Source organism: Vibrio sp. SCSIO 43137 (assembly GCF_028201475.1).
Taxonomy (GTDB): Bacteria; Pseudomonadota; Gammaproteobacteria; order Enterobacterales; family Vibrionaceae; genus Vibrio.
This window is the reverse complement of record NZ_CP116384.1, coordinates 105,552-118,468: the sequence shown is the minus strand read 5'-3', so window position 1 is coordinate 118,468 and position 12,917 is coordinate 105,552. Positions and strand designations below refer to the sequence as shown.

Annotated in this window: 7 protein-coding genes; 4 read left to right on the top strand and 3 right to left on the bottom strand. The window is 45.0% G+C overall.

The annotated features are described in order from the left end of the window. Positions 1–11: 11 nt before the first annotated feature. The 3 genes from PK654_RS16335 to PK654_RS16325 all read left to right on the top strand — a co-directional run bounded on the left by PK654_RS16335 (position 12) and on the right by PK654_RS16325 (position 6,829). On the top strand, positions 12–2,870 hold the full coding sequence (locus tag PK654_RS16335; RefSeq protein WP_271700013.1) for a DNA polymerase: 2,859 nt from the start codon (positions 12–14) through the stop codon (positions 2,868–2,870). Between the two features lie 669 nt (positions 2,871–3,539). Then, a complete protein-coding gene (locus tag PK654_RS16330; protein WP_271700012.1) occupies positions 3,540–6,158 on the top strand; it encodes an AAA family ATPase in 2,619 nt (872 codons plus the stop codon). Positions 6,159–6,271: 113 nt separating this feature from the next. Then, positions 6,272–6,829: a hypothetical protein gene (locus PK654_RS16325; RefSeq protein WP_271700011.1), complete on the top strand. Its 558-nt coding sequence runs from the start codon at positions 6,272–6,274 to the stop codon at positions 6,827–6,829. Between the two features lie 365 nt (positions 6,830–7,194). Here the strand turns inward: PK654_RS16325 and PK654_RS16320 are convergent, their stop codons facing one another. Continuing rightward, positions 7,195–7,440, bottom strand: a complete 246-nt coding sequence (locus PK654_RS16320) for a hypothetical protein (RefSeq protein WP_271700010.1) — start codon at positions 7,438–7,440, stop codon at positions 7,195–7,197. Between the two features lie 2 nt (positions 7,441–7,442). Continuing rightward, positions 7,443–11,915 carry a hemagglutinin repeat-containing protein gene (locus PK654_RS16315; protein ID WP_271700009.1) on the bottom strand — a complete coding sequence of 1,491 codons (4,473 nt, stop codon included), beginning with the start codon at positions 11,913–11,915 and terminating at the stop codon, positions 7,443–7,445. Between the two features lie 367 nt (positions 11,916–12,282). On the opposite strand from PK654_RS16315, the gene PK654_RS16310 reads away from it, so the two are divergent. Next, positions 12,283–12,441 carry a hypothetical protein gene (locus PK654_RS16310; protein ID WP_271700008.1) on the top strand — a complete coding sequence of 53 codons (159 nt, stop codon included), beginning with the start codon at positions 12,283–12,285 and terminating at the stop codon, positions 12,439–12,441. A 268-nt stretch (positions 12,442–12,709) separates the two neighbouring features. On the opposite strand, the gene PK654_RS16305 is transcribed toward PK654_RS16310, so the two are convergent. Further along, entirely contained in the window at positions 12,710–12,916 is a 207-nt protein-coding gene (locus tag PK654_RS16305) for a hypothetical protein (RefSeq protein WP_271700006.1), read from the bottom strand. Position 12,917: the final 1 nt, after the last annotated feature.

Here is a 12,917-nt window from a genome sequence, read left to right as displayed (position 1 = left end):
AGGTAAATACGATGCAACGTAGTGATATAACCACCCAATTCCAGCTCAACAAATACAGCGATAATGAAATCAGAGAAGCGCTTGTTGAGACGTACTGCCCTGACTCTGTCCATAGCAGAGATGAAGTCATTGCCGATTTTCAGGCGTTAATGCATAACCCGGTTAAAGACGTTCAGTTAGTAGATAACGAACTGGCTGAGTTTATGGACACCCGCACCTTAGCCCCCTGGCTGGCCCGAAGAGGCAAAGGCCAGCATTGCAGCATTGCCATGGACTCGGAATGGGAATATAACCCCGAGCAAAATGGTAATGACATTCTTTGCTACTCCTACAGTATCGATGTGGATGGCAAGCGATTTAATGGCGTTATCCATACCGACATGGCGAAGTTAATCAAACACTGCCGGGATAATGGCTTATCCAAAGAAGAGGAAATGCGACAGAGAAAAGAACTTAGTGACAAGGGCTATAAGCTCTCTTTTGAGGACTTTATCCGTGACATACTGATTGAAGGCAAAAGCCGTGGACTGTTTGATAACTGGCCGGAATACACCACCGTATTCGCCCATTTTATGAGAGCCGACATCGCATCTTTTAACGAGTTCTGGAACATTGGCAAGAGCAATAAGAACCACAAAAATTCTCTGGAGGTGGTTCAGAACACCGTCTGCTCTGTTGGTGCCGACTATGGCCTGAAGATTGATACTACCGGACAGGGCCGGTACAAGCTGGAAAACACTCGCTTCTTCGATAAGTCCAATAACGCATTCGAAACTAAACTGGTCTTCAGAGACACCTGCCTGTTAGCCCCGAACAAGGCCAGTCTGGATGCACTGGGTGCCATGCTAGGCTATGAAAAAGAGACTCTGCCACCGGGTATGATTGAGCGTATGAGCGACCTTTATTGTGAAGATATTGCCACTTTCAACCGTTATGCTCTGAGAGATTCGGATATAGCCTTGTCGTACGGATTGCAGCTTGAATCCTTCGCCTTAAAAGAGATGAATCAGGACTTACCGGATGGCATTGAACTGGGCGTAAAACGTCTGCCTGCAACACTGGGCAATATGGCGGTCTCTCTGCTTAAGGCGACCTGTGGCAGTACCCAACGAATGAACGCCTTTCTGGGTCTGGAGACGCGTAAAACTCAGTACTTTAATCCGAAGACAGGCACTATCAATACCCGCACTGATACCTGTCTTACTCCCGCTCGTGAATTTACCAATCAACTGGCGATTTCAAGCTTTATGGGCGGTGCCAACTTCGGCAGTCATTACGGCCCGACTGAGATAGGCGACTACTACGATTATGACCTTAGTGGCGCGTATACCAGTGCGCTGGTTGACGTACTTTTTCCAGATTATCAGAACGCATTCAGCTCTACCCGTGTTGAGGATTATCTGGGCCATACCATGGGCTTTGCCTATGTCCGATTCTGCTTTGATAAAGACGAACCTTATCCCTGCATTCCTTGCAGAACAGACATGAGGGGCATCTATTACCCCCGTTCAGGACAGGCGTATCTGACCGCACCTGAAATTGCCGTGGCGCATAATATGGGATGCAAAATAGATATCCAGTTCGGAACGGTTATTCCATGGGTGAAAGGCTCTGAACCTCTGTTTAAGACTTTTACTGCAATTATCCGGGACCAGCGTGCTAAGTATGAAAGCCAAGGCAATGAGCTGTACAGCCAGCTGATTAAAACCCTCGGAAACAGTGTCTATGGCAAAGCAGCTCAGGGGCTTGTCGAACGCAACGTTTTTGACTCCAATACCGGACTGAGTAAGAAAATCCCCTATTCCCCCATCACCAACGCACAACTGGCCAGCCATGTGACCGGTTTTGTCAGAGCCTGTCTTTATGAGCTGATAATGTCGACCGCTCGAAAGGGCTATTCCATTATCAGCGCCACCACAGATGGCTACCTTACTGACTGCCCTCAGCATGAACTGGATCTAAGTGGTGCTAACTGCCAGCGCTTTTTGCAGATATGCCGTGAAGTGGGTGACGGTGAGATGATCAAGCTCAAACATCATGTTCGCCAGTTGATTGCCATGAAAACCCGGGGCCAGTTAACGGCAGAGCCCGGAACGACCAAACCTGTATGCGCTAAAGCCGGAAAGAAGGCTCCTAAAGGCGTGGATGAAAACAGCTGGATGGTGAAGACCTTTCTGGACCGATATCCGGGCCAGCGCCTTGAAGAGAGCCATTTAGCCTCACCGCGTGATATGTGGAGGGACCATTTAGATCTGATTTCTATTTCAAGAAACAAGCGACTTAATCTCGAGTTTGATTTTAAACGCTGCCCGATCAACCCAAGAATGGTGAAAGTGCGTCATCCTGAAACGGGGGAAACCGTTGAACATCTGGCCTTTGATACCCTTCCTTGGCCTACGGTAGAAGATGGCCTGTTTGCCCGCACCTACTTTGATGAATGGCGGGAGAACCACTGCCTGAAAACCCTGCACGACTGGTATAGCTGGATGGACTTTTACAAGGTTAAGAAGTTTACCAAGGGCACCGGACTAAAATACACCAAGGGCGGCTCGCTGGAGCTTTTTCGCTTACAGATGCTACGAGCCATTACACAAGGCAAGTGGGGACTGCCTGAGCACCCCGCCAGAATCCCTAAAGGCTTCTATGAGGATCTGGCAGAGCAGTTAACAGAAGCTGGCTTTGAGACCACCAAGAAAGACTGCGCTAACGCCAGAGCGAAAACACGCAAAGTGTATGAACAGCTATTGCCTGTTACTCAACAAATCATCCCACTACTGGCCTGGCTGGTAGAGCATCACCCTGATGTTGATATGGCGCTTATATTCCACCCCTCTGAACTGGAAGAGGCAAAGAAATTGCTGCTGGACTAGCAAACGAAAACCGAAAGCGGCTTAGTTTTCAAAGACTGAGTTAACTTGCTGATTTTTAACTATTAAACAAGTTAACTCATTTACTGATAATGGCAATGTAGTGGAGCGATTGCTGATTAAAGATACTGTTATCAGGCTAGGTACGAAATCGAGAAAACACATTACCTCAGCCTAATGCAATCCACCTAAACATCTGTTTCTATTCTAAATCTGGACATTTTTTCTCTGCTCCATTCAACAGAAGTTGCTTCGTTAGATGTTTGTATATCTACGTGATGTCTTTGGATCTTTAAACTAATTTGGGACAAAACAATTTAGGACTACTGCTATAAGTCTAATTAGCGCGGTCATTAAGTGACTTCGCATGCTTTAATTCTGCTTATTTCCCGAAACTCACGGTAGAGATTTCTGCGTTTGAAATATTAACTTGCATATCTAGCTCAACTTCTCCCAACTCATTATGAAACATGTGACACAAACCATAATCTAACAAAGTTAAATGCTCTAAAGTGGGTTAGCTATTTGATTACACTCAGTATAGCTATAAAAAAATAGCTGATCAGTAGTCGTTAAGCTACAGGTCTCTGGGAATAATGGCAAGCTAAGCTGAATCGTTCGATAGTCAGGTGGTCAAGCCAATGATTAAGATAATTTGAAAGGAGAAACATAGTGATAAGGGCTGAATATTTACGATTTCTTCAAACTCTACAGGACTCCGGTACTTCGGATTCGGTACGTAAGATAGCTAATATAGTTTCAGCTCATTTAGATGAAGTAATCCCGCTGGGCACGCACCAAGGGCAACGCATAAGGAAAATAGTTCAGCTGTGCCATGCTCATTGGGATGGAACTCCTACACAAGTCCCTGCTATTTCACTCAATAACGGTGAACAGACTGCTCAAATTTCTTCTTTGAGAACCATGACGGTTGGTCCTTTTAGAGGGTTTTCAAGGCAAGAAGTGTTTGACCTCAATAGTCGCCTCGTCCTGATATATGGTCCTAACGGAACTGGCAAATCAAGCTTTTGTGAAGCACTGGAATATTCACTGTTAGGTAATGTGGCCGAAGCTGAAAGTAAGCGTTTTCGTGAACAAAACGAATATTTAAAAAATGCGTTTGTTAATGCTTTAACCCATCCTGAAGTTGTCGCACTAGATTACGAAGGAAATGATGTACGAATCGAGTCAAATGAGTCTGTATATCGATTCTGTTTTGTAGAAAAGAACCGTATTGATAATTTTTCCCGTATCGCCGCACAAGCACCCGCGAAACAAACCGAGCTTATTGCAACACTATTTGGCCTAGAAAAATTTACGGAGTTTGTCCGTAGCTTCACCTCAGACATTGGTAATCAATATATCGACGTGCAGGGCAAGCAGGCTATCCAACTGTTGCAGAAACAACAGGGATTACAAGGCGCCGAACAACAGATCCAATTAAACAATACTGAGCTACAACGGATTGCCAGTGAAGAGATAAATTTAGCCAACAACTATAGAGTTGGTGCAACTTATGATCAGTTGATAGTCGAACTTAACGGTAACACTCAAACACTAGGGCTCATAAGGCAACTAGACGCAGAGTTGCAACAGGCTCCGCCGTTAAAAGCAAATCTTGTAAAAGCTAACTTAGTTACAGTAGGGAACGAAACAGCTGCAACGATCAATGAGCTTAGACAAAAGCAAAAACAGCTTACAGAAGCAGGTCAACAAGTGTCATTTAAGCAACTGTATGAGGCTGTGACGCAACTTCAGCCGAGTAGCCCTGATGTATGCCCTGCATGCAAAACTCCTCTACAACAGGTGGTAGTTAATCCATATATGTATGCAGGACAAGAGTTGAATAAGTTGCATCAGCTAGCTGAGTTACAACAAAATGTAGCTCTGCTTGAGCAACAAGCTTTGCAGGGGCTTTTCAATATCTCACAAACATTAAATACTTGTTTGCGATTCTTCCCTCAGAATAACCCATTGCAGTTTCTACAAATAACCAATGGTCAACCAAGTTTGCTATGGTGGGACTCTTTATTGAGCCAATTACCTGACAACTGTAGTGGTTGGCAGCATTTAGTTGGCCAAGTTGAACAACTAGAAGCAATGGACAAACAAGTTGATAAGGCGCTAGGACTAAGGGAAAGCAAACTGTCAGAGTTAAACCGATTACGTGAAATAGACCGCCAAGTTACAGTTTTAAGTACCCAGAAGAAGACGGCACTGAATAACCTAGCTAAAGCAAGAATGCTAATCAACAATTTCCAAACTGATAACGCACAGTTGATCGCGGACGTTGAAGCTGAAAAAGCAGCCGTTGCCAAGAACAAGGAAATTGTTACTGCATATGCAATGTTTGTTCAGAAAATAAACGGCTATAACAATGGATTACCAGCTAAACTGGTCGCTGATCTAGGTGAACAAGTAGTCGAACTGTACAACGCCTTTAATCGAAATGATGTGCAAACTGAACTATTGGCAAGTGTTCAGCTTCCGCTAGCACAACACCAGCGTCTGAAAATATCCTTTAAAGATCAACCCGACAAGTTCTTCGACGCACTTCATATATTAAGTGAAGGGCATGTCCGTTGCCTTGGTCTAGCTATATTGCTTGCAAAAAACCTTAAGGAACAAGCTCCTATTTTGATATTTGATGACCCTGTAAATGCAATTGATGATGATCACCGCGAGTCAATCCGTCGTTCCTTATTTGAAGATGGTTACTTTAGCGAAAAGCAAATTATCCTTACCTGCCACGGAGAAGAGTTCTTTAAGGATATTCAAAATCTGCTGCCAGCAGGTGAAGTTCGTGAGTCTAGGCTGCTAAGTTTTTTGCCTAGATTGGGTGAACAGCATATCCGCGTTGACTTTAACTGTGCACCCAGAAATTACATTTTGGCTGCTGCCAACCATATAGAGCGAAATGAAGTACGGGAAGCTTTATCAAAGGCTAGACAAGCATTAGAAGCTCTTACAAAGGGCAAAGTGTGGAAATACGTAAATCGACATGGTGACGGAAATTTAAGCATTAAGCTACGGTCTTCGTCAGCTCCCATTGAACTTAGGAATTTAACTGATCAGCTAAGAAGTAAAATCAATAAACCTGATTTTCAAGATATAGATAAAAGTGCTGTGTACGACCCAATTAATGTGTTGTTGGGTATCAATGGTGGCAGCCGAGAGTGGCGATACCTGAATAAAGGGACACATGAAGAAAATGATCGTTCTGAGTTTGATAGAGGAACCGTCAATGCGATTATTGCAGCTCTGACTAGCTTAGATCAGGCTTTAAGCTGAGCAATGCTAGTTGGACCTTCGATTCTTTAATGCTGGTAAGAAGATTATATAAGTAATCTTCGACACAAGTTGTGCGGATATATACGCTTATCTGACGATAAGGGGGGAGAGTAATGATTAAGTTTCCAAAGATTGGACATGACACAAGCTTTGAAGAATTTTGCGAATTGATGCCTGAAGAACTACGTAACTTCCCGGAAGATGTCCTAAAACAATGGGTTTATGAACATGGAAAAGGAGATGGAGATGTCATTGATGCCCTTAATCTCATTCCAAACCTATCGCAGTGGGACTTTCAGTTGGTTGATTTGTCTAACGGTGAGATTGAAATCATCAAGCATTATCCTTACGACGAGAAGCGGCTGCTAGAAAAAGGAGAGTGGTGGTTGAGATCAGGACGCAATAACGCGCCGGCTTTTTGTGATTTCATGCTTGAACACGGTACAACCCCCGTCCCTATTATTGTTGCTCAAAACGCCTCTGACCAAAATCATCCGATATTGGAGTTTCGTTATCCAGAGCATGAAGGACCAATGCTAGAGCCTTTTCACTTACTTGAAGGTAATCGTCGCTTTGCCTTTCTTAGAGCAATGATTAACAGTGCAGAAACGACGTTGAAGGATAAACATGCGGTATGGGTAGTCACTTTGCCGGAACAAGCAAATACATAGTATGCTCAGTGAGCTCAGATTTTATATCGCGCACTATGATTTGCGGAACTCGCTTTTCGGCAAAAAAAGAGCTGGGAAAATCCCTGAATTCTCCTAGCTTATACCCACTAGAAGCAGGTTTCCTTCGTACCGAACTGCTCTCATATCTATCCTGTGTGATTCATACCTTGACGAATAAACCGATTCTCACTCCGAACCAAAGTGCCCAGATTACAGCCCTAATACCGCAGGGTTTAACAATATATTCCCGTGGCTGATACCGTTGGAATATGCTGTTTCTGGTGGCGAGAGAGGGTTCCGTGGGTGGATTGGGTGATTGTGGGAAGGGACGCCACTCGGATGAGTGGCGTCTGAATCAATACAATTTAGCTTAGAAAATCATCATCCCAACCCTCAGCTTCCAACCAGAGCATTTGCTCCGCAGACTCAAGAGTTTCTGCAGTACCATCTAAGTGATTATTAGGACCTGACGATCTGTGTTCTGCACTCGACCACACCTCATAACCATTATTGGTGCTTTTAATTGAAATGATCACATCAGTACCATCCGGGTATGTACGATGGATTGTGAACTCATATTGATTTTCAACTATACTCCAACCATCAAGCATTCTTATTGTCCCTTTTTCTTTCTATTTTTCTTAATCTTATCAACTTCCTCTTTAGATAAACGAGTCGTATTAACTATTTTATCTGCTGGAATGTCTCCTTCAACAACCGACTCCCCTGCAACATCAATAGGACTACGAGGCTGTCTATTTAAAGTCTCACTATAAATTTTATCAACATTAATAGGATTCATATCATTAATATTTAACTCATCAATTCTTATAACTGCATTATCTTCTTTCAAAGTCTGTCTGCCTGTGCGAATTGCTGTGTTTAGAGCGTCATGAGGGATTTCTTTAACACCGACGAAGTCTGTATCTCTAGGAAATGGACTTCCTTCAACGTATTGAACAACTCTATCTTCTAATGGGGAACTCTCTGGTAAGGCTGCTCCTACCTCTTGAGTTACTCCTCTGGACTTACCTGTTGAAAAACCATTTTCAGAAATTGATTTGTCTATTTCAGGTGTTACTGCATTAGCCCTAAACACAGATCCCTCTTGTGCTTCAATAGCAAGTCCATGAGAGTCTACATAGATTGTAGATGTACCCTTTTTATCATGTTTTCCGTCCACACTATTTAATTTGTCTGGTAACCTCCCCCCATCCGGAAGAGATACACCCTTAGTTCCCTTAACCAATACAGTACCGACACCAACATCAAGTCCTAACTGCACCGTTCCAGCAGTTCCAGATTTCGCAGCGTTATAGTTATCCCCTTGTAAAGAAGACAAAACAGAGTTTACTTGGCTATCTACGTAGCCCTCATATATACCCTCTACAACTTCCTCAGGATTATTCAGTATCTCTTGATAGCCATATGAAGGCAGTTTTATTCCTTCTTCGGGATTTTTTATTCCCCACTCCAGCACATCAACGACATCTAGAATTGGTTTAGCTACACCAGCAACCGTGCCCGATGCTGTTTCTCCGAGATCTGATTTATGTTCACCAAGGTTGTTAATATAAAAGTCTTGTTGCTCTTTATCTCCTGTTACCAGACCCTCACCATACAAGGTGGCGTCATTGTATCGATGCTCATAGTTATCTTTATAATTAACAAGATCAGCTTTTACACCATCAGGGGTATAAATGGCTTCAGGGTCGGGTATTAAGTCTGGTTGTACGTAGTTTGCACCTAATGAGCTTAAGGCCTCTGACAAATGGTTGAGTGCTTCACCATCTGCCTTGCGCCCCTTAGATTTGTAATACTCCTGCCAATCACTATCAACACGCGTGACTAGCTCTTCAGCCATTCTTTTCTCGGCTTCTTCTGTCGATATACCGAGCTCCTTAGCCATCTGAGGAGCATGCTTTCGTATAGCTTGTATTTCAGGAGTGTCTAGCTGGCGATAATTAACCACCCCGTCACCCTGTGCATCACGATTAATATCTTGATACATCTTGGTGGTATTATTAACTAACTGAGTATTACCAATCAGCTTACCGCTATCAGCCTTAGGTACATTCAGCTGTACATTGGTATAACTACCCGCGGAGAACTCCATACCATCCGATGAATACTCACCAAAGGTATCTGCGTACTCTTCTGCCAGAGCCCCTTCACGATACCTTGTTTGCCCTTGATCGATTCGTACGTGAGCCGCTTCATGTCCCATGGTTTCAGCAACATCTGTCGCTCCACCATTATTGTTATAATCAATCGAGACCCTAGAGTTTGTCGCGTTACCATCCGCTGAATTGGAATATGTCATTCCTCGGAACTTCTCAGTCGCGACCGCTTTAGCGCTCTCGATAGTGACTCCGTAAACACTTGCGTAAGCCTTAGCATACTGATCTAACGCTTGGTCATACTCCTTAACGCTGTAGTTCTCCTTGTTCTCTAAGATATCGACTGACTTGCCGCCATCAGACAGCGCGAGATTCTTCTGTACATCGAGATCTTTTTGCACGTCACCAATATGATCTAAAGTATCAGTAATAGTGATGGACTCTTTAGTAGCCACATCTCCAACAGCTTGACCCAACCTTTTTGTTCTCTCGACATCTTCCGCTATCGCTTTTCGCCCATCTTCGATCAACAGACGGTGATCAACCGTAACATCTATATCCCCCTGCTTACGGTCAACAGTGAACAAGTCCTTTTCTGTATGTTCGGTGTCGCGATTTAAGGCAGTCAGGTCATCAGATTTATCGGTATCACCTATGGTCAGGTTACCTTTACCCACTGTCGCCAGTGTTTTTGATTTGCTATAGCCTGAGGTGTTTTTGTACTTCAGGCTAGAGCTGGTGTAGGTGCTGTCTATCAGTGACTGGTCTTTCGCGGTATCATTTTTGGGTTGAGCCGCCGTTGCCTGACCACTTGCCTCGCCTTCTCCTTTGCTGTTTATGCTAACACCGCTATTTACTGCAAAGTTACGGCTTTGGTTATAATCTGTGTTTGTCAGGTTCGCATACGTCAGCGTCTCTGTGGCCAGATTCAGGTTGCCCTGATCTTTGCCTTCGCCATCGACTGTAGCAACCAATGCACCTTTAATATCGGTGTTGTCCGCGACAGTGATATCTGCGGTGTTTCCTGACGTGACACTGGTCAGCACCGTCTGCTTGCTTCTTTTACGGTCAGACGATGTATGTGTGCCTGCGTTTACTCCCGTAACATCCCCGGCTCCTTCACCAGTATAACTATGGGTTACTCCTTCATATGTTTTAACAGATGCATCTGAATCAGCAGCAGACAAACTTATGCCACCGTTTACCCCCATACTCTTGCTGCTGGAATTCTCTCTGTCCGACACCGATTCTATGTTCAGGTCGCCACCCACATTCATTGTCAGCACATCCGTCGCCGCTACGTTTGCTCCTTTAATATTGGTGTCGTTGTCACTGCGGATATCGATGCTATTGCCCGTTACCGTGCTGTTAGTATGAGTGGTCGTGTTGCTGTTATTGCGCCCTTTGCTGTAACCAAGGTTGACGTTAGCACCACCTGTAGCACCAAACAGGGTCATAGATATTGTGCCGTTGACACTCTCATTACTGCCTTGGCTGTTACTGGTATCTGTGGAGGCCAGCAGGTTTACCTCACCGGCATCAATAGACACCCGGTCATTAGCCTTAAGCTGGCTGCCTTGAACGTCTACCTTATCGCCCTTATTATTCCCCGCATCAATGGTGATGTTTTCACCGGTCAAAGATGACGCCAGTGAATGGGTTGACTGGGATTGGTTCTCTGATTTAGAGGCAGACAAATCCAGCTCCAATCCGGCATTAAAGCCCATGGCAAAAGAACTGGTGCTTTCGGATAACGCCCTGCCCTGCTGGTAGGCCAAAGTGGTTTTTGAAACCACATCTTCTGTCGCCAATACAATCCCTGCCTGATACCAGCTCTCATCACCCTTCACATCCGACACCAAGTCCCGCAGCTCTTCCACGTCCTCAAAGTTCACGCCGGGCTCTTTATCGCGATACTGTTGCTCCAACGTGGCAAGAGTATGCTCAAGAGAGTCCACTTGCTTTTTGTAACGGCTGTAATCTTCTTTTGCCTGCTTAAGCCGCTGAGTAGACTCTTCTAATGCTTTAATCGCCTTCGCAACTTCCACGCCCTGATGTTGCACCACGAAACTAGCTTCCGCCTTACCGTGCACTTCTTTACGTTGGGTGCTTTCAGTGTTTTTTGCCTCCGTAATGCGGATATTGTCCTTGGCGGTCAGAGTGATATCGCCGCTGTTGTTGCCGTCCGTATCTGCCGCAAGGGCTGAGCCGGTCACGCTGATATCTGATTCGGCATTTACGGCAATGTTCTCTGTGGCGTTGAGCTGGCTGCCCTTATGAGTGCCGGTCTGGGTCTTCTCATCCACTTTATCGTAGGTGGCTTTACCCAGTGTGATTTTCAGCTTACCGTCTTTTACGCTCACCAGCTTACTGGTGTCGCCCAACCCGATGGTGAGCTTCTCATGGTCGTAGTAACTCTGGCGGCTCTCTTTGGCGGCGGCAATGTCGACACTTCCGGTATCTGCACTCAGGTTAATGCTGCCTTGGGCATCAAGCTCAGAGCCCACCACACTCACCGAACCGGCATCTACCGTCAAGTTGCCTTGGCTACGCACCGCACTGGCCTGCGCCGTGCTGCTCTGCTCACCTTCGCGCTTGCTCTCCATCTCAAACAGGTTGCCGCCGCTTAAGAAGCGGGTTTTCTTATCCCACTGCTGGCTGAGTTTAAGAACCTCTCCGGCGTTTATCAGCACATCATCCACGGCGGTCAGGTTCACCTCACCGTCACTCACTACTTCACTGGCTACGATGCCAATATCTTTACCTGAGTTGAGCGTGGTGTTGCCTGAGGTGATAAGGTAACCGCTATCGAGCAAGGTGGCGTCTTTTACACTGCCTTTCTGGCGGCCACTCAACCCGCCAAAGCCTTTTTTAATGGTCTCTTTACGGGCGTACTCCCGGTACTGCTGAGCCGTGAGCAAGATGTCACCATCGGCGGTAAGGGTAGCTTCGCCATCGGCTTTCAACTCTGAGCCGACAAGGGAGATGTCATTTAAGAGGAAATAAAATAAAGATATAGACTCCGATAACTCGCAAACCACGCACCAATTATTGACACAGAAACTCAATAAAACATATGCTTACCGCGCACCGGCAAAATCCGGTGCCCGTAGGTTTTGGCGAGCCTCTGATAACTACAAGGCGTATATATCCAACATTTAAGTTGGTCTGAGTATGCGGCTTCCGCACATCTGTAGAATTATGGTGATGTGGATTGGGATACCTTCGGGTATGCCGGATTCCTTGTAGACCGGTTCGCCAACCTGATCCATGTCACCACCTCTGTTTGGCGACCTTGGTGATGACAATTACGTTGTTTACAAGGAACTAATCATGACTACATCAAAACACTCCGACTTCTATCTGCAAGTTGAAGATTTTATTCTGAATGCCACAACCAATAGCCTTGGCGAAATTAGCCCGCAGGAAAATGAAATTCGCATTTTTCTTTTGACGCTATTGAATCATTTTAAGTATCAGGATAAGGAATAACGGATAAAGGAAAGGCACCGTAGTGTTTGCGGTGCCTATGTTATTAAAACTTGCCTTTTCTTGAGGTGTGTGTCCCCAATAATTCGGGGTTTAACAATATATTCCCGTGGCTGACACCGTTGGAATTTTCTGTTTCTGGTGGCGAGAGAGGGTTCTGTGGGTGGATTGGGTGGTTGTGGGAAGGGACACCACTCGGATGAGTGGCGTCTCTTAATCTATTGCAGCTTTGATTGTCTTTATAACCGCTTAACCTAAACTCAGAATATTATTAACTTTCCGAAACCGCTATCTCAGACCACAATGGTTCCAGGTCAATTGATTTCATATAAGAGCCAAAATCAACAAAAGACTTACTGTCAATTTCTGACTTATTAAACCAAGTTGCCTCGCACTCATCACATACATAGATCGTATTTTGCGTTTTTTTAATCGTTGCTTTGACAACTTCACCTTGTTCACAACGTGGACACCACATA